17 protein-coding genes are annotated in these 17,471 nt (G+C 47.8%); 9 read left to right on the top strand and 8 right to left on the bottom strand.

Annotation, left to right across the window (positions count from 1 at the left end):
* Positions 1 to 333: 333 nt before the first annotated feature.
* From ACEW9I_RS14950 to ACEW9I_RS14940, 3 genes are all read right to left on the bottom strand, one after another.
* The gene (locus tag ACEW9I_RS14950; RefSeq protein ID WP_373541127.1) at positions 334 to 1,689 is read right to left on the bottom strand and encodes an IS4 family transposase; all 1,356 of its coding nucleotides are present in this window, start codon (positions 1,687 to 1,689) and stop codon (positions 334 to 336) included.
* A gap of 525 nt (positions 1,690 to 2,214) precedes the next feature.
* Positions 2,215 to 4,101: an ATP-dependent zinc metalloprotease FtsH2 gene (ftsH2, locus tag ACEW9I_RS14945; protein WP_373541124.1), complete on the bottom strand. Its 1,887-nt coding sequence runs from the start codon at positions 4,099 to 4,101 to the stop codon at positions 2,215 to 2,217.
* Positions 4,102 to 4,346: 245 nt separating this feature from the next.
* Positions 4,347 to 5,258 carry a PhzF family phenazine biosynthesis protein gene (locus tag ACEW9I_RS14940; RefSeq protein ID WP_373541123.1) on the bottom strand — a complete coding sequence of 304 codons (912 nt, stop codon included), beginning with the start codon at positions 5,256 to 5,258 and terminating at the stop codon, positions 4,347 to 4,349.
* A gap of 289 nt (positions 5,259 to 5,547) precedes the next feature.
* On the opposite strand from ACEW9I_RS14940, the gene apcA reads away from it, so the two are divergent.
* The 3 genes from apcA to ACEW9I_RS14925 all read left to right on the top strand — a co-directional run bounded on the left by apcA (position 5,548) and on the right by ACEW9I_RS14925 (position 7,062).
* Positions 5,548 to 6,033 carry an allophycocyanin subunit alpha gene (apcA, locus tag ACEW9I_RS14935; protein ID WP_295621512.1) on the top strand — a complete coding sequence of 162 codons (486 nt, stop codon included), beginning with the start codon at positions 5,548 to 5,550 and terminating at the stop codon, positions 6,031 to 6,033.
* Positions 6,034 to 6,104: 71 nt separating this feature from the next.
* Positions 6,105 to 6,590 carry an allophycocyanin subunit beta gene (apcB, locus tag ACEW9I_RS14930; RefSeq protein WP_373541122.1) on the top strand — a complete coding sequence of 162 codons (486 nt, stop codon included), beginning with the start codon at positions 6,105 to 6,107 and terminating at the stop codon, positions 6,588 to 6,590.
* 268 nt (positions 6,591 to 6,858) lie between these two features.
* Positions 6,859 to 7,062, top strand: a complete 204-nt coding sequence (locus tag ACEW9I_RS14925; RefSeq protein WP_373541121.1) for a phycobilisome linker polypeptide — start codon at positions 6,859 to 6,861, stop codon at positions 7,060 to 7,062.
* A gap of 208 nt (positions 7,063 to 7,270) precedes the next feature.
* Here the strand turns inward: ACEW9I_RS14925 and ACEW9I_RS14920 are convergent, their stop codons facing one another.
* Positions 7,271 to 7,804 carry a hypothetical protein gene (locus tag ACEW9I_RS14920; RefSeq protein WP_373541120.1) on the bottom strand — a complete coding sequence of 178 codons (534 nt, stop codon included), beginning with the start codon at positions 7,802 to 7,804 and terminating at the stop codon, positions 7,271 to 7,273.
* A 269-nt stretch (positions 7,805 to 8,073) separates the two neighbouring features.
* Here ACEW9I_RS14920 and ACEW9I_RS14915 point away from each other — a divergent pair, with 269 nt between their 5' ends.
* The 3 genes from ACEW9I_RS14915 to ACEW9I_RS14905 all read left to right on the top strand — a co-directional run bounded on the left by ACEW9I_RS14915 (position 8,074) and on the right by ACEW9I_RS14905 (position 10,269).
* Positions 8,074 to 9,315 carry an esterase-like activity of phytase family protein gene (locus ACEW9I_RS14915; protein WP_373541119.1) on the top strand — a complete coding sequence of 414 codons (1,242 nt, stop codon included), beginning with the start codon at positions 8,074 to 8,076 and terminating at the stop codon, positions 9,313 to 9,315.
* Positions 9,316 to 9,393: 78 nt separating this feature from the next.
* Positions 9,394 to 9,954, top strand: coding sequence for a hypothetical protein (locus tag ACEW9I_RS14910; RefSeq protein WP_373541118.1), 561 nt, complete (start codon positions 9,394 to 9,396; stop codon positions 9,952 to 9,954).
* Between the two features lie 138 nt (positions 9,955 to 10,092).
* Complete coding sequence (locus ACEW9I_RS14905; protein WP_373541117.1) at positions 10,093 to 10,269, top strand: hypothetical protein; 177 nt, start codon at positions 10,093 to 10,095, stop codon at positions 10,267 to 10,269.
* Position 10,270: 1 nt separating this feature from the next.
* On the opposite strand, the gene ACEW9I_RS14900 is transcribed toward ACEW9I_RS14905, so the two are convergent.
* Positions 10,271 to 10,915: a bifunctional 4-hydroxy-2-oxoglutarate aldolase/2-dehydro-3-deoxy-phosphogluconate aldolase gene (locus ACEW9I_RS14900; RefSeq protein ID WP_373541116.1), complete on the bottom strand. Its 645-nt coding sequence runs from the start codon at positions 10,913 to 10,915 to the stop codon at positions 10,271 to 10,273.
* Positions 10,916 to 11,089: 174 nt separating this feature from the next.
* Positions 11,090 to 11,857, bottom strand: a complete 768-nt coding sequence (panB, locus tag ACEW9I_RS14895) for a 3-methyl-2-oxobutanoate hydroxymethyltransferase (RefSeq protein WP_373541115.1) — start codon at positions 11,855 to 11,857, stop codon at positions 11,090 to 11,092.
* Between the two features lie 298 nt (positions 11,858 to 12,155).
* Here panB and thrC point away from each other — a divergent pair, with 298 nt between their 5' ends.
* Together thrC and ACEW9I_RS14885 are read left to right on the top strand one after the other, a co-directional pair.
* Positions 12,156 to 13,259: a threonine synthase gene (gene thrC, locus ACEW9I_RS14890; RefSeq protein ID WP_373541114.1), complete on the top strand. Its 1,104-nt coding sequence runs from the start codon at positions 12,156 to 12,158 to the stop codon at positions 13,257 to 13,259.
* 300 nt (positions 13,260 to 13,559) lie between these two features.
* A complete protein-coding gene (locus ACEW9I_RS14885; RefSeq protein ID WP_373541113.1) occupies positions 13,560 to 14,066 on the top strand; it encodes a phosphoribosyltransferase in 507 nt (168 codons plus the stop codon).
* On the opposite strand, the gene murQ is transcribed toward ACEW9I_RS14885, so the two are convergent.
* A complete protein-coding gene (gene murQ, locus ACEW9I_RS14880) occupies positions 14,030 to 14,944 on the bottom strand; it encodes an N-acetylmuramic acid 6-phosphate etherase (RefSeq protein WP_373541112.1) in 915 nt (304 codons plus the stop codon). The genes ACEW9I_RS14885 and murQ overlap by 37 nt on opposite strands.
* Before the next feature lie 236 nt (positions 14,945 to 15,180).
* The gene (gene clpP / locus ACEW9I_RS14875) at positions 15,181 to 15,792 is read right to left on the bottom strand and encodes an ATP-dependent Clp endopeptidase proteolytic subunit ClpP (RefSeq protein WP_373541111.1); all 612 of its coding nucleotides are present in this window, start codon (positions 15,790 to 15,792) and stop codon (positions 15,181 to 15,183) included.
* A gap of 477 nt (positions 15,793 to 16,269) precedes the next feature.
* Between clpP and ACEW9I_RS14870 the strand changes: the two genes are divergently transcribed.
* Positions 16,270 to 17,418, top strand: a complete 1,149-nt coding sequence (locus ACEW9I_RS14870; RefSeq protein WP_373541110.1) for a glycosyltransferase family 4 protein — start codon at positions 16,270 to 16,272, stop codon at positions 17,416 to 17,418.
* Positions 17,419 to 17,471: the final 53 nt, after the last annotated feature.

Genomic DNA, 17,471 nt, shown 5'->3' with positions numbered 1-17,471 from the left:
TTAAGACACTCTAGATCTCAGTCCGCGTAGCGATGCGCGCTCCTCGGCTTTGCCGAGGGTTTAGCGCATCAAGACAGGCGGACTTTGCAGCACTAGCGGCGATTTTAATCGCTGTGCTGTCCTAACCGCCTTGGCGGTTGCCATACTTGTGAATTTTGGGAAAATCAAATCTTAAAGAGTCATAAAACAACTCAAACAGCTTTTTGATAGCCCAAAAGGACTTGCATAAGTACCAGTATTTTCTCAAGAAGTTCTTCCCTTGCAACCAAGCATCTTCTACCGGATTTTGCGGAGTCGGTGCGGTCGGGTGACCCGATTGGTGACAAGTTAAGGTTAAAGCGCAGTTGTCAAGCAGGTTTGAGCGGACGGCTCAAAGAAAAATGACCCTTCCCTGGTCGCTCGGTCGGGGAAGGGGTGAATAATCAATTTCTTGAATGGTTTTCGGATAGATTTAACAACACCCAAATCTCGATTCTTGGGAGCTGCAAAATATTTAACAGGGTCAGTAGCTAAACCCTTATGATGAGCGACATAGAAATGATAAAGACCACGATAGATCATTTCTAAAGAAATCCGGTCGAACGGAAGAGATACCTCCGAAGCAACAGCATCACCTAGATCTACCAACACAGCATAAAATAGCCAAGTCCCCCAGAGTTGTAATTTAATACCATTGAGTGAACCCGTCCAGATATAACTCAATCCTAACAAGCGTTTAACCGTATTAAATGCCTCCTCGATTCGCCACCTTCTGCCATATAAATCGGCGACTACATAAGGAGGTAAAATCAGTGGGTCAAGCACACTGGTTAGATAAGCGAGCTTTTCGGGGGAAGCTTCCCCCGAAAACGTCGCGTAAGAATACCAAGTTTTACCCACTCTTATTTCCACCAATCTCATTGTAATACAGGGCGTTGTTTTATTGCCAGCACCCATTTTGACAGTCCGGTCGCGGATGCTGTAACTATTCGTGAATACTCTCTCGACGGTCAATGATGCTTTGTTATTTAGCCGAGTAATTAAATGAACATTCTTTTCGATTAGTTGTTGCCAAAACTGATAATGACAGAAACCTCGGTCTAGTAATATCAATGTCTGGGGCTTAACTAGCTTCAAAATATCCGACTCAAACTTCATGTCACTAGCTGTCGCTTTCTCTTGAAACCAAATTTCTACTGGTAATCGAGTTACCAGATCGATTACTACTCCGATTTTTCCAGCTAATTGATTTTTTGGCACCTCTGCCAGACTGTCTAATTTCTTGAATATTGCTTCTAATGTTGAGCCGTCACCAGCCCAAATTCTGGCAAATTTAGTTTGGGCAAATTGAATGCTTTCTGGGAGTGGTCTTTGCTTGCGGCTGTGCCATTTTCGCTCAAATTCTGGCAGTAATCCTTTGAATACTCCCTCAAATATCTCGGCGGGAAATGTCAGAAATCGTTGTGATAATCCTTGTTGGCTGACTTGCGTTGGTTCGCACCATAGAAATCCTTCTCTGGCAAGTATTCTGCTCAGTTCTCTGACTCCAGCTACATCTCGCCAAATTAGTCTCAGCACTGCTGCTACCATCAGCGGCAGATTCAAGATTCTATCTCTCATTCCGAGTTGGCGATAGTATTTCTCTTGTGCTAGTACTGCTGGTGTAACTAGCTCTTCTAATTGTGCTGCTATCACCTCCTCTTCCATCATCGGACGTTGTTGTCGCTTCGCGTGGTCACGATTTGTTGTCCGCTTTTTAGGCATGTGTCAAACTTGGTTCTAACTCTCTGCTGGTCTGAGTTTGACATCTTTTCTTTCTCTCCTTGACAAACCTCGGTTTTTCTTAACTTGTCACCAATCGGGAGACCCGACCATGCAACCGACCCAAGCAGTTGAGGTGCATTTGGAGCAAACAGAGTACAAGTAATCTCTAAACTTTTTTACAGCGATCGCTCTTTTAAGTTCTCTGGAATCTGGACTGCTCTCGATCGCAGCTTCTAAGCTAACTATTTTATTGTATTTTTCTTGCTGTTTTATGAAAGGATTATTCATTACTTAAAAGCGTAAATATTCGATCGCTACAGGGATTTTGAGGAGCAGGTGACAGGGGCGACAGCGATCGATCTAGGGGACGAACAGTTCCAGCGTATTTTGGTTGAGGGGTGACGTTTGACTTAAAAAGCCCTGCTAATTGATAGCAGGGCTTTTTCGATCTGAGTCTCAATTCAGCTAGATCTAGAGCATCGGTGCAAACTGAGGCTTCTCAGGTACCACTGTGTACTCAGCAACGATTTGACGGAATTCTTCACCATCGATCGTTTCTTTTTCAATCAGAAGATCGACCAAGCGATCGACTACCGCACGATTTTCGCGCATGATTTTCAGTGATTCTTGATGGCACTCAGCCACGATCTCACGCACCTGTTGGTCGATTTGAGCGGCAACTTCGTCGGAGTATTCAGAGCGCGCACCCCAGTTACCACCGAGGAAGACTTCGCCAGACTGACTCTCTAGGGACAAGGGGCCGAGTTTGGACATCCCAAACCGAGTGACCATTTGCCGTGCCATTGAGGTCACTTGTTGCAAGTCTCCACCCGCACCAGTTGTGACTTCAGAATCGCCGAAGATGACTTCTTCGGCTGCACGTCCACCCAAAGCACCACAGATCCGCGCGCGGAGTTGAGTACGTGAGATCAGAGATTGATCTTCAGATGGCGTAAACCAGGTCAAACCTTGAGCTTGTCCGCGTGGAATCAATGTGACCTTCTGGAGTGGGTCGTGAGCGGGAATGAGTGTCGCAATGATCGCGTGTCCGACTTCGTGATAAGCGATCAGACGCTTGCTCTTACCATCGACGAGCGGCGTACCTTCCATCCCAGCGACGACGCGATCGACTGCATCGTCGATTTCGAGGTTGGTAATCGCATCTTTGCGACGACGGGCGGTCAGGATGGCAGCTTCGTTGAGTAAGTTGGCGAGGTCAGCACCTGTAAAACCAGGAGTCCGCCGCGCGATCGCATCGAGTGAAATATCTGCACCCAGCTTTTTGTTGCGGGAGTGAACGCCGAGGATCTCGATCCGACCAGCGATATCAGGTGGATCTACTTGAACTTGGCGATCGAAACGACCTGGACGAAGAAGAGCGGAATCAAGTACATCAGGACGGTTGGTCGCCGCGATGATGATAATTCCGGTATTCCCTTCAAAACCATCCATCTCAGTGAGCATCTGGTTGAGGGTTTGTTCGCGTTCGTCGTTACCACCACCGATACCAGCCCCACGTTGACGACCGACGGCATCGATTTCATCGATGAAGATGATGCAAGGTGCGTTTTCTTTGGCTTTCTTGAACAAGTCACGGACGCGGGATGCGCCCACACCGACAAACATTTCTACGAACTCCGAACCGGAGATACTAAAGAATGGTACGCCAGCTTCACCCGCGATCGCTTTTGCTAGTAAGGTCTTACCTGTCCCTGGAGGACCAACTAACAAGACACCCTTAGGAATCTTGGCACCGACGGCGGTAAAGCGTTCGGGCTGTTTGAGGAAAGTGACAACTTCTTGTAATTCTTCTTTGGCTTCCGCAATCCCAGCGACATCATCAAACATTACGCCAGTCTTGGCATCCATTTGGAACTTCGCTTTGGACTTACCAAAGTTCATCGCTTGACCGGGACCACCAGGCATATTGTTGGAACGGCGGAACAGCAAGAACAAGCCGCTAATCAATAATGCTGGGAATACCAAGTTACCGAGGAAACCCCAAACTGCACCGTCGTTGCGGGCAGGATGACTGTCGAAGGAGATATTGGAATCTCTGAGCTTGGCGATCAATTCTGGTGAATTGGTGGGCAGATCGACGCGTAGTCGCTGCATCCGATTTTCCAGGTCGGGATCGATCGCTTCGACAATTGCCGTTCTGCCGCCATCATAGAGATCGACTGCTTTGACCCGATCGGCGTCAAGATACTCTAGGAATCTACCATAGGTCATCCGAGTGCTTGCTGTATTTTTGCTGACTTCGGCAGTGACAGGTGTAAATGCTCCCTGCCATACAAAGAAGCCAATTACCAGAACTGGAATCGTCCACAGTGCTGCTAGTTTCCACGAAAACTTCATAAAATTGTTTGCCTTTGGGTACGAAGTGACAGTTATCAGTTCAGAATTATTAATTCAGTTTGTCTTATGCGCTTTAAAATCTCTGAAAACATATCTTAATTAAATTTAACGTAATTCTCAGATTTCGGAAAGGGGGGGAGTTAGGCTTTAGGTTTTAGGTTTTAGGCTTTAGGCTGGAGAATGTAGGGTGGACACTGCCCACCAGTTGGATCTTCGCTAGTTAGCGAGATCCAGATCGGGCATTTCTATAACAGAAATTCACCTCTAGCAATTTTGATGACACGGCCGCCAACACTGACAGTACATGCGTTGGTTGTATATTGACTACGTAGATATAGTACTGAAGCTCTACCCAGTTCGATACCCTGTTCGACGGCGATGTCGATGTCCGGACTCCCGAAGTACTGATGTCTGGTCAGATACGCGGCAAGACAACCATTCGCACTACCTGTAGCCGGATCTTCCGGAATCCCATACCATTCGGTAAAGACCCGAACGTGTAACTGAAGATTGGGATCGATTGTTTCGGAGCAGAAGATGAGAATAGCTTGAGCGGGTAAATCGGCAACCGCTCGTGCGTAGAGGTCTAGGTTTAATTTTGCCTGACTCACCGCTGCGAGAGTTTTGAGGGGCATGATTATACATGGTAACCCAGTCGAGACAGGCTCGATCGGGTAACGCGCATCGATATCGGTCGGTTTTACACCAATGACAGCGGCTAAAGTCTCCGCAAGTACTGGATCGAAGAATTGTGGTTGCTGTTGGTGCATCCATAAGATATCTGGCGCGCCGTTGAGGTAGTTAAAATCGACCGGAATTTGTCCGACTTGATAATTGAGGGCGACCCGTTCGATCGGCAGTTTAACTAGCTCCTGCTGGATGGCAAAAGCCGTCCCGATCGTTGGATGTCCGGCAAATGGTAGTTCGATCGTCGGCGTAAAAATGCGGGTATTGTAGCCGTTATTTACTGGCTCCGCACTCGTCACAAAGGTGGTCTCTGAGAAATTGATTTCGCGGGCGATCTGCTGCATCTGCACATCGGTTAAGTCTCCAGCATCCAGACACACAGCGAGTTGATTGCCTGTATATTTGCTCGTCGCAAAGACATCAAGGATGAGGAAAGGAAGATTGGGCATCGGTTCTGAGCATGGTTTCACGTCCATTATCTCAGCTAGATCGTGCCGACAGTGACTAATTTTTTGAAATCGGGCGATCGACTGGATCTGTCCATCCACACCGCGATCTCACACCTACTCACCGATCCCCGATCGTTACAAACTATTACGACTTTACTCAGGAACCACTCATAATGCCGGAAAATAATTGCGGAAGGTACCTAATTCGCGACCAACTTATATATGATATAAGTGTCCGTAATCAACCTCAGACCTAAAGGCTTGTAGCCGAATGTAAGTCTGGTAACAAACTTTTTTGGAGTAAACCACAATGAGTATCGTCACCAAAGCGATCGTCAATGCAGACGCTGAAGCTCGCTACCTGAGTCCAGGCGAATTAGATCGGATCAAGAACTTCGTCACTTCTGGCGAACGTCGGCTCCGCATCGCTCAAACCCTCACTGACTCGCGCGAGCGTCTAGTCAAAGGTGCAGGCGACAAACTATTCCAACAACGTCCTGATGTTGTCTCTCCCGGTGGCAATGCTTACGGTGAAGAAATGACTGCAACTTGCTTGCGTGACTTGGACTACTACCTCCGGCTGATCACCTACGGTGTAGTCGCTGGCGATGTCACTCCGATCGAAGAAATCGGTGTCGTAGGCGTGCGTGAGATGTATAGATCTTTGGGAACCCCCATCGATGCAGTTGCTGGTGGTGTTCGTGCCATGAAGGATGCAGCAGCATCCATGATGTCTGGTGAAGACGCAGCCGAAGCTGGTGCTTACTTTGACTACTTGATCGGCGCAATGAGCTAGTCGATCGTTGACTATCATCAGCTCCGAATTTTAAAATCAGCAACTAAAGACTCGTTAAGGAATTTAGGATCGTGCAAGACGCAATTACTTCTGTTATCAATTCATCTGACGTCCAAGGCAAATACCTGGACTCCACTTCACTAGACAAGCTCAAAGCTTATTTCGGTACTGGCGAACTCCGCGTTCGTGCTGCTGGTACGATCAGTGCCAATGCCGCCACCATCGTCAAAGAAGCTGTAGCCAAATCCCTACTGTACTCAGACATCACCCGTCCAGGTGGTAACATGTACACCACTCGTCGTTATGCTGCTTGCATTCGTGACTTGGACTACTACCTCCGTTATGCTACCTACGCGATGTTAGCTGGCGACCCTTCGATCTTGGATGAGCGCGTCCTCAACGGTTTGAAAGAAACTTACAACTCCCTAGGAGTACCTGTAGCTGCTACCGTTCAAGCTATCCAAGCCATCAAAGAAGTCACCGCTAGCTTAGTTGGTGCTGATGCTGGTAAAGAAATGGGTGTTTACCTAGACTATATCTGTTCTGGCTTGAGCTAGTCGAACGATAGTAAAACCTGTCGAGGATATAGAAATCGAGTCTGGGAAGTCAGATGTGAATGTTAGCTCTTCAACAGCTTATCTAGCCTACCTAAGATGAGTTTTGACGATCTAGGATTGACCTTTGACTCCCAGATTTTGATGTATTTAGCATAGTTACCGATCGAAACTCAATTGCACTCGTCATTTAGATTTAGACATCTAACGACCGAAAAGTGCAAAAATTAGTATAGTTTATCTAAAGTATAAAAATAGGAGAACCATTAATATGCGGATGTTCAAAGTCACCGCCTGCGTTCCCAGCCAATCTCGGATCAGAACTCAGCGCGAACTCCAAAATACTTATTTTACTAAATTAGTTCCCTATGATAATTGGTTTCGCGAACAACAGCGAATCATGAAAATGGGTGGCAAAATTATTAAAGTTGAATTAGCCACTGGTAAACAGGGTGCTAGTACCGGACTACTTTAAATACTAGTTAAGTACATGTAGACAAAAGAGGTCATTCTTGACCTCTTTTGTCATTCCAGGCTACCGAGTCGATCGGATCGATCGTCGGGTGTGTTAGCGGAGCGTAACGCACCAAATCGGTGAGAACAGATCCCCGACCTCTTAGAGAAGTCGGGAATCTAGCCGTAATGGCAAGAATGTCTTAACCGCACTGGCGACTGCGATCGATCTAAATTCCCAGCGATGAAACTGCCTGCGAGATCGCACGTTTCTGCTCGTCATCATAGCCCCAACGAGTCAGAAATTCTTGGTAAGAGCCATTACCCGTCTCAATCGTATTTACCAATTCTCGGCACAGATCTTGAATTTGGGACAAGTTTAACTGCTGAATAATTTTAGTCGTACGCGCGGCGACAGTTGCCGAGGAAGCAACCATGTCGAGATCGTTACGCCGCTGGTGATAGAGTTGTTGTGCGGTAGACATAGCAATGTTCTTGACTAGTAAATCGGCGGTAATTTCTGGATGTGCGTGCAGAGCCGTGATGATTTCTGGTTGAGGATCGTCGCAGATCGGATCTGGTGCAGTGAGATAAGTTACAAAAAATCCTCTAGCACCATTGGCTGTTTGAACCAAGTTAGCGACAAATTCCTGAATTTGACTGGAGGTTAATTCATATTTTTTGAGCTGGAGCAAAAAGGCTTGAGTCAGCTCGATCGCTTGGTCGAATCTGACATGAGCCGGAACGGTTAAGGTCGAAGACATGAATCACTTACAATGAAAGAACTAGTTACCACACATTTTACTCAACCTCGATCGCTAGTAGCGAGTAAGTTGGGGAACTAGTTGATTTCCGATCTCAGTCTCAAGATGTCAATAGCGGTGGAGATCCGATCTAAAGCACCCTCGATGGTCAGTTGGTGGCGACGTAAGTTCTCATTACCGATAACTTGGGCTGAAAATCTAGATCGACCCTAAAAAAATGATAATTAGACTTTTTGAGAAGGACTGATTTCCTTAGTAGTAATATTATTGTGGCAAAAATATTCAAGCCTGTAAGTCCGAGTGTCGATCGCCGATCGCGCCAAAAAGTTGGCAGTTGGATTCTTGCTGGAACTGTATCCTGTGGTGTGTTATTGTGTTTGCTCGGTATAGCCGTCTTTCTCAGTTCCTGTAGTGCAGAGCTGCCTAGTGAAGCTAGTAATCGCATTTTTAATAAACTCGCGATCGAGTATGTCGGTGCATATCAGCTTCCCAGCGACTTTAAAGTCAAAGATACCCTCGTTGGGGGCTTGTCAGGACTGACATACGATCGCAAACTAGACCAATTTTATGCGATCTCCGACGATCGCAGCGATCGATCTCCAGCGAGATTTTATACGCTCAAGCTCGATCTCGATCGCCAAAATCCAGCGCAGGTAAAACTCAACAAGGTAAATATTACCGATGTAACTTTGCTCAAAAATGAGCGGGGGGAACTCTATCCCCAAGGTGAAACCGATACCGAAGGGATCGCCTTAACGCCTCAATCCTCGGTATTTATCGCTAGCGAGGGCGATCGCAATAAAGATATTCCCCCATCGATCGACGAATTCGATCTCAAAACTGGTAAAGTCAAACAAGCATTGCCGATGCCAGCGCGCTATCTCCCAGACACAGAAGGTAAACGCGGCGTCCAAAACAATCTGGCGTTTGAAGGGATGACCCTCAGCCCGACAGGCACGCTACCAGCCAGTGGGGAGGCTCTGAGGCTATTTGCTGCCACCGAGTCAGCGTTGAGACAAGACAAGGAAGTGACAAAAGTCGGCAAGGACGGCAAAATTCCTGGTGCCAAAAATCGCTGGCTGCATTATCTCCTGAGCGAGCGTGCCGAGATTATTAGCGAACACCTCTATCAATTAGAGCCGCCACCGCTGGGGGCGATCGAGCATGGGTTGTCGGAGATCCAGTCGATCGATACCAGTGGTCACTTTCTGACGCTCGAACGTTCCTTCGGCTTATTTGGCTTCCGCGTCAAGCTATTTCAAACTAGTATGGCAGGTGCTACCGATACTAGCAAAATTGCAAGTTTTATAGGCAATACTACGATTCAACCAATTAAAAAACAGTTAGCTTTCGATCTCCAGCAACTAGATATCTACATCGATAATCTTGAAGGGATGGCATTGGGAGGGCGGTTAGTCGATGGTAGTAAAACCCTACTTTTAGTCAGTGATAATAACTTTAGTAGCCGTCAAGTTACCCAGTTTCTACTATTTAAATTTAGAGAAGGTTAACTGTCAACTGTCAACTGTTTAAGTGCCATAGTGTGAAAATAGTAGTGACGAATATTCCCAAAACTGGTGGTATGTAAGTTGGAACTAACAGCACAATTAGATAAATTAGCTCAATTAGGACTAGTCCTCAATCCTGATATCACGATCGAGGATGTCTTAGATACTGTCGATCGCCAGGAGCTTGAAGAACAGCCATTCGTGCTATTACTATTCTCATTGGGGAGTGAGGTACAGCGCGCACCCTGGGGGCGGCGGATCTGTAACAGCGTCTGGAATTTCGACACCGAATGTATCGCCGCTACTGGCGACTATGTGACTATCGTGCAGAACCTTTGTCTGTTGACAGGCGATCGAGATTACCTTATAGATATTACGGACTCGATCGACCTCGACACGGGAGAATGCTGGTTGGAATATACCCGGCACGGGCAAAGACAGCATTGGCAGATCGAAGCAAATGACGACTGGGCAGATATGCTGGCAATCTCCTATGTGATGGAAGATTTGCAGCGAGATGGAAAACAGTTTTACTCACTTGATAACGGTCAAGCGATGATTTTAGTCTACCTCGATCGCGCGATTGCCGAGCAATTGGGCGATCTGTGCGATGAAGATCTAGAGCCAGTCATCCCAGCGTGAGATGAAGAATTATATCTAAATATCAACATTGATTTCAGAATCTCATAGTACTGATGAGTAACACCGGAAGCGAGTGATAAGCTGCTATGAATATTTGCAGCACAGCTTATCAAATTGCGATCTCGCTAATTGAAAAATATGTATAAAAGTAAATCCGGTCGTTCCTTGTTTGATGTCGCCTTACCTGCGACACTCGGTGCTGGTATTGTCACTACCTTTGCGATCGCGCAAGGACAACACCCGGCGATGGCGATCGCGATTACGGCGATTTCGACAACATTTACAGTAATTTGTTACCGCTTCGATCTGATCTAAATTATGAGATTTGGATGCTGGTCACCAACTTACTAGCGCGCAGGCGGATACTCTGCCAGTCTTCCGCCCAGATTTCCCCCTGTGGAAACAACGAGCCAGACAATCCCACCGCCACCGCTCCAGCCGCCAAATATTCAGGGGCATTGGTTACCGTCACGCCGCCAGTAGGAATCAGCGGGATCTGACCGATCGGCCCCTGCAATACTTGTAGATAATTCACCCCACCTACTGCTTGAATCGGGAATACCTTCACCGCCGTTACACCAGCTTGCCATGCGGTGATGATTTCAGTTGGCGTTAAGGCTCCAGGGACGATCGGGATTGCGGCAGTAATGGCAGCATCAATCAAACTCAGTTCGACATGGGGTGTAAAGACATACTCGGCACCACACGCGATCGCATTGCGGATATCAGCCAGCGTCAATACCGTCCCCACCCCGATCGCACAATCCGGTAGTTCCGCCCGTAGTAACTCAATTAATTCCCACGGTCGATCGCTATTGGCAGTGATTTCAATCAATCTCATCCCGCCAGCCGCCACCGCCTGCGCCATCTTTACACCAATTCGCAGTTCGGTCGATCGAATCACCGCAATTACGCGCTCTTTTTTAACCCGCTTCAACCACTTATCCCCGTATCTGTGCATCTTTAATTAGGCTTTAGGCTTGAGGCTTGAGGTTTTAGGTTTTAGGCTTGAGGCTTGAAGTTTTAGGCTTGAGGTTTTAGGTCTTAGGTGTAGGGAGACAAGGGTATAGGGTAAGGGAAATACAACCAGTCCACCATCCACCATCCACCATCCACCATCCACCCATCCACCCATTCACCCTCTACCCCCATTCACCTCAGCACTATAATCCTGGACCGCTTGAGCGATAATTGCGCGCAGATCGACATAAGCCTTAGCAAAAGGTGGCTGACGAGAAGTTAAACCCAATAGATCGGCAGTAACTAATATTTGTCCGTCACAATCAGCTCCTGCACCGATCCCGATCGTCGGAATCGCGAGCTGGTGAGAGATCGATTTGGCTAAATCAGCGGGGATGTGTTCTAAAACGATCGCAAATGCTCCTGCTGATTCCAAGGCTAGTGCGGACAATATCAACCGATCGCGATCGATCTGCTCCCGACCCTGTTGACGATAGCCCAATTGATGTACCGATTGGGGTGTCAAGCCGATATGCCCCATCACCGGAATGCCGATTTCCACCAGTCGGGCTACCGTGGCGACCATTGCCGGATGACCACCTTCGAGCTTCACCGCCTGCGCGCCCGTCTCCTTGAGGATTCGACCTGCGGAGGCGATTGCGACCTCGATACTCGTTTGATAGCTCAGAAACGGCAAATCGACCACGATCAGCGCGTTTTTGACACCGCGCTTGACAGCTTTGGCATGGTGGACGATCTCATCGAGCGTCAGTGGGAGGGTATTTTCATATCCCAGCGTCACCATCGCCAGCGAGTCACCCACGAGGATCAGATCCACCCCAGCTTCATCCAAAATTTGAGCGATCGCAAAATCCCACGCCGTCAGCGCGACGATTTGTTTTCCATTGGGTTTAAATTGTAGTAATTGGCGAACTGTGGGCATGGATGATGGATGGTGGATCGTAAATGGTGGACTATAGCGATCCTAAATCATTATCAGATACTGGTGCGTTACGGCTTACGCCCAACACACCCTACATCGGCGATCCTCAAACCTAAAACCTCAAGCCTCAAGCCTAAAACTTCAAGCCTAAAACCTCAAGCCTAAAGCCTAAAACCTAAAACCTAAGCCCCTAAACGGCCCGAAATTATGCTTCAATAGTAGAATCAGCGGGGAGTGTGCGCTCTTCGTCACGATCGAGAGTCGCTAATCGTTTCTTAATCAGGTTTAAAGTCACATCATGAGCTTAGATACCCAAATTGAAGTCAATTCCGCAACTCATACCAACCGTGGTTGGCCGGGATTAATTGAGACCTATCGAGCGTATCTACCCGTGAGTGCGACGACACCAGTAGTTACCCTGAATGAAGGTAACACACCATTGATCCCCGTGCCCACAATCGCCGCCGAAATCGGTCGTGGTGTAAAGGTATATGTCAAATATGACGGTCTCAATCCCACTGGCAGCTTCAAAGATCGTGGGATGACGATGGCAATCACTAAAGCCAAGGAAGCAGGTGCCAAGGCGGTAATTTGTGCCAGTACGGGCAATACTTCGGCAGCAGCAGCGGCTTATGCCGTGCGTGGGGGGATGCGTGCCTATGTGTTGATTCCTGATGGTTATGTAGCGTTGGGAAAATTAGCCCAAGCATTACTTTATGGTGCCGAAGTCTTGGCGATAAAAGGTAACTTTGATGATGCGCTCGATATAGTCCGACAGATGGCGGATAATTATCCGATTACGCTCGTCAATTCGGTCAATCCCTATCGGCTAGAAGGTCAAAAAACCGCAGCATTCGAGCTAGTTGATGCCTTGGGTGATGCGCCAGATTGGTTGTGTATCCCAGTTGGTAACGGCGGGAATATTACGGCATATTGGATGGGATTCAATCAGTACCAGCAGCATGGCAAATGTCGCCATCTGCCCAAAATGATGGGCTTCCAAGCCGCAGGTTCGGCACCGCTGGTTAGTGGCATCCGTGTCAAGAATCCTGAAACCCTCGCAACCGCAATCCGGATTGGTAATCCGGCTAATTGGGAAAAAGCGATCGCCGCTAAAACTCAGAGCGGGGGCGAATTTAATGCCGTCACCGATGCTGAAATCATCGCCGCTTATCGGTGGTTGGGGAGCCGAGAGGGGATCTTCTGCGAGCCTGCAAGTGCAGCTTCAGTCGCTGGTTTGCTCAAGGTCAAAGATCGCGTACCCGATCGCGCTACAGTAGTCTGTGTCCTCACTGGCAATGGACTCAAAGATCCCGATACAGCAATCGCCAACAAGATCAATCCCTTCCAACAAGGGATCGCCGCCAATATGGAGGCTGTTGCTTCAGCAATGGGATTCTAAATTGGGCGAATATTCATGAATCTCTCGATCGATTAGATTTGTAGGATAGGCACTGCCCACCAGTTATTTTTAAGACAGTTATTATTAGATAGGTCGGCTATCAATATGCACACCGCCTATTATTAAATAAATAGGTCACTACAATTATTTATCGACTCGATCGTATCTGAACCCTGACTGGTGGGCAGTGCCCACCTTACAAACGAGGAAAGTATTCTAGTAATCGAGCGGGTTCATAATTTATTTAGAATTTTGCGCTGAATAATTCATCATAAGATTTTAACTTTCACAGCTTTTTGTATGTACGATCTAAATATATCTTGGGATGAATATCATCAGTCGATCGAGTTATTAGCCGAAAAAATTTGGCAGTCAGAATGGGAATTCGATCGCGTGGTGTGTCTAGCCAGAGGTGGTTTACGCGCAGGTGATATCCTGTCGCGGATCTTCGATCGACCTTTGGCAATTTTAGCAGCGAGTTCTTATGGTGGCGATCGCCAGCAAGAACGCGGGAAACTCGCGATCGGCAGTCAGATGACCATGACTGGCGATAAGTTGGGTAGTCGAGTATTAGTGGTTGACGATCTGGTGGATTCTGGTATCACGCTCCAACAGACAACGATCTGGCTGCGCGATCTCTATCCAGAGATCGAGGAGTTAAAAACAGCGGTGATTTGGTACAAAGCTTGCTCGAATTATATACCTGAATATTACGTAAAATATCTCCCTGACAATCCCTGGATTCATCAACCGTTCGAGAAATACGACAACTATAAATTATCGGCAGCCACGCGTAATTGTCCGTAATTTTTAGCTAATATAGCCTCAGCTTGGACGCGATCGATTTGCTGCCAGTGCATCAGTAGAGCCACTTTCACAGAGCGATTGCTAGCAGTGAGCAATTCACTCGCCGCCTCCCGATCCAATTGCGTCAAATCTTGGACGATCTGCAACGCGCGATCGAGTAACTTGGTATTAGTTACCGCTACATCTACCATCCGATTGCCGTAGACCTTGCCCAATTTTACCATCGTCCCTGTGGAGAGGATATTCAGAGCCATCTTCGTCACAGTGCCCGATTTTAGCCGTGTAGAACCCGATAAGATTTCTGCCCCTACAGGTAGCCTAATGTCGATATCGGCGATGCTGGCGACTTGATTTGCTGGCACACAAGCGATGAATATTGTCTTGGCACCCCGCTGTTTGGCACACTCGATCGCCCCATGTACATACGGCGTCGTCCCACCTGCGGTAATCCCCACCACTACGTCATGCTGTCCGATCTGATTGTCGCTCATGGCTTGGGCACCATCGCTAGCGATATCTTCCAAGCCTTCCGAACTCTTAATGAGTGCCCCAACACCACCCGCCAGAATCCCCTGCACTAGCTCCGGCGGCGTGCAAAAAGTGGGCGGACACTCTGCTGCATCGAGTACGCCCAATCTCCCGCTGGTACCCGCACCGATATAAAACAATCGTCCACCTTGGCGCAGTGAGTCGGCAATTGTATCGATCGCAATCGCCAATTCGGCTCTAGCACCAGCGATCGCATTGATAGTATGTACATCTTCCCGATTAAATAAGTCTACTAGCTCTAGGGTACTGAGTCGATCGAGATTGGCACTATTGACATTTACCTGTTCGGTGAGCAGATGTGCGCGGGTGTTCTGGTGTTCGGGTGTCATGGTTTGGATGGTGGGTGAGTGGTGGATGGTGGATGGTGGATGAACACAAAATTAATGGTAGGAGCAATTTACAAATTGCCCCTACCATTAATTTTATTAAATGTCTAAAACTGAGGTATCAAATGTAAGCCTCAAACTCTGAGCTACTCACTTCCTACTCAAGCAATAGACAATTTCGATCCACCATCCACTCACTCCCCCAGATATCTAAGTTGACACTGGGAAGAGAATAGTGATTACTGAACTAGAGCTAGAGGAGGATTGGTAGCACTAACGCGACGATCGATCACTGTATCGATTAAACCATAGTCCTTGGCTTCATTAGCAGACATATAGAAATCGCGATCGGTATCTTCTTGGATTTTCTCCAATGGTTGACCCGTATGTTTGGCAAGCAGATCGTTTAGTGTCCCCTTGATATAGAGAATTTCTTTAGCTTGGATCGCGATATCTGTCGCTTGTCCCTGTGCCCCACCCAACGGTTGGTGAATCATGATCCGCGAACTAGGCAAACTCATCCGCTTGCCTGGGGTACCAGCACTGAGCAAGAATGCACCCATACTCGCGGCAAATCCCATACAGACAGTAGAGACGTCAGGACGAATTTGGTTCATCGTATCAAAGATCCCCATCCCTGCCGAAACCGAACCGCCAGGGGAATTAATATACACGTAGATATCTTTTTCGGGATCTTCTGCTTCCAAGAATAGCAGTTGCGCCACGATCAGATTCGCCATATCTGAAGTTACCTGACCGCCCAAAAAGACGATGCGATCGCGCAGCAGTCGAGAATAAATATCAAAGGCACGTTCGCCTCTGCCAGATTGTTCAATTACGGTAGGTATCATAGCTACGCCATTATATATCGATTCTTTTTATTATTACCTAATCTTGGTGCTAACGATTTAGGGGTATCCGTACGTGGGGCAATTAGGCTTTAGGTTTTAGGTTCTGCGGATGAAATTACGCGGAGGAACCCTGGTGCATGTGTTTCACCAAGCAATGCTCTAAGGACTGGAGAGAGGGGAAAGGAGCAGATGGCTACCCTCCACCCTCTACTCTCGACCCTCTCTTACACGTACGTAAATTCCCTGATGGATTTTGTAGTCTTCCTTGCTATACTCGACACCTACGTATTTACCAGCTTGCTACTTTTGATTGTTGTCCGTAGAGAATGCCAATAGTCTTCAATTTGATGAGGATTAAACGGATCGTGTGAATATGAGATTGGTTCTGGCACAGATCGCACTGGAGATCGGTCAATATAATCACTAATTTTTGATGTTTTCCGATCCGGATCGATACTTTGCTAGCTTGAAAAAGATATGACTAAAATTTTGATGGTGACGACGGTTCCTAGTACCCTACGGAGTTTTCTGCTACCTTTTGCCGCTCATTTTCGGGAGCAAGGATGGCTTGTGGATGGGATGGCTTGTGGAGTTTCGACCGATGTCAAATGCCAGCAAGGATTCGATCGCGTGTGGGAGGTGCAGTGGTCGCGTAACCCGCTCGATCCGCGCAACTTATTGGCAGCTCCGCAAGTGATTCGCGATCTCGTCACTCGTGAAAGATACGATCTCGTCCACGTTCATACACCAGTTGCCGCCTTTGTAACTCGCTATGCGCTTAGGGATTTACGCGATCGCCTGGGAGTGAAGATCGTCTATACAGCGCATGGTTTTCACTTTTATACTGGCGGCAATCCGCTCAAAAATCAAGTATTTATCAATTTGGAAAAATTGGCAGGTAATTGGACGGACTATCTAGTGACAATCAATCATGAGGATAAACAGGCAGTACAACAGCATCACTTAGTCGCACCTCACCACGATCGCTATATGCCGGGGATTGGTGTGGACTTAATCTATTACAATCGTCACAATGTGTCTGAGTCTTCAGTGATGCAGGTACGTCAAGAACTAGGGATCGGTGCTGACAATCCTGTGCTGCTCTGTGTTGCCGAATTTACCGCCCGCAAACGCCATGTTGATGCGATCGCGGCATTTGCCAAATTGGGTCGCACTGAGGTACATCTCGCTTGTGCGGGTAGCGGCCCATTGCTGGAAAAGATGCAGGAGTTGGCTGCTCAGTTGGGTGTTGCCGAGCGGGTACATTTTTTGGGCAATCGACCAGATATTCCAACCCTGATGCGAGCGGCTAGTGCGAATATCCTGGTTTCGGCACAAGAAGGATTGCCTAGGAGTATTCTGGAATCCCTCGCGCTGGAGACGCCGACGATCGGTACCAACATTCGGGGTACCAAAGACTTGCTAGCTGACGGTTGTGGCTTGTTGGTGGAAGTGAGTGATGTGGCTGGGTTGGCAGCGGCAATGGCGGAAATCCTCGATCGACCCGCAGCAGCAGCGCAGATGAGTCAGCGAGGTTACGAACGGATCGGTGACTACGCTCTCGAATCGATCGTCCAGTTACACGAGCAATTGTATGCTCAAGCCCTAGGCGGAGCAACATCTTGACCGATTCAACCAAAATTAATGCCCCACCACAATGTGATGAGGCATTAATTTTT

This window comes from Chamaesiphon sp. (assembly GCF_041738855.1).
Classification (GTDB): domain Bacteria; phylum Cyanobacteriota; class Cyanobacteriia; order Cyanobacteriales; family Chamaesiphonaceae; genus Chamaesiphon.
This window is presented reverse-complemented; position numbering and strand designations above follow the sequence as displayed.

Bases quoted from the DNA above. Each gene is read 5' to 3' on its own strand.
- ACEW9I_RS14950 (WP_373541127.1), bottom strand. From the start codon at position 1,689: ATGATGGAAGAGGAGGTGATAGCAGCACAATTAGAAGAGCTAGTTACA.
- ftsH2 (WP_373541124.1), bottom strand. From the start codon at position 4,101: ATGAAGTTTTCGTGGAAACTAGCAGCACTGTGGACGATTCCAGTTCTG.
- apcA (WP_295621512.1), top strand. From the start codon at position 5,548: ATGAGTATCGTCACCAAAGCGATCGTCAATGCAGACGCTGAAGCTCGC.
- ACEW9I_RS14925 (WP_373541121.1), top strand. From the start codon at position 6,859: ATGCGGATGTTCAAAGTCACCGCCTGCGTTCCCAGCCAATCTCGGATC.
- ACEW9I_RS14920 (WP_373541120.1), bottom strand. From the start codon at position 7,804: ATGTCTTCGACCTTAACCGTTCCGGCTCATGTCAGATTCGACCAAGCG.
- ACEW9I_RS14905 (WP_373541117.1), top strand. From the start codon at position 10,093: ATGTATAAAAGTAAATCCGGTCGTTCCTTGTTTGATGTCGCCTTACCT.
- ACEW9I_RS14900 (WP_373541116.1), bottom strand. From the start codon at position 10,915: ATGCACAGATACGGGGATAAGTGGTTGAAGCGGGTTAAAAAAGAGCGC.
- panB (WP_373541115.1), bottom strand. From the start codon at position 11,857: ATGCCCACAGTTCGCCAATTACTACAATTTAAACCCAATGGAAAACAA.
- thrC (WP_373541114.1), top strand. From the start codon at position 12,156: ATGAGCTTAGATACCCAAATTGAAGTCAATTCCGCAACTCATACCAAC.
- ACEW9I_RS14885 (WP_373541113.1), top strand. From the start codon at position 13,560: ATGTACGATCTAAATATATCTTGGGATGAATATCATCAGTCGATCGAG.
- murQ (WP_373541112.1), bottom strand. From the start codon at position 14,944: ATGACACCCGAACACCAGAACACCCGCGCACATCTGCTCACCGAACAG.
- clpP (WP_373541111.1), bottom strand. From the start codon at position 15,792: ATGATACCTACCGTAATTGAACAATCTGGCAGAGGCGAACGTGCCTTT.
- ACEW9I_RS14870 (WP_373541110.1), top strand. From the start codon at position 16,270: ATGACTAAAATTTTGATGGTGACGACGGTTCCTAGTACCCTACGGAGT.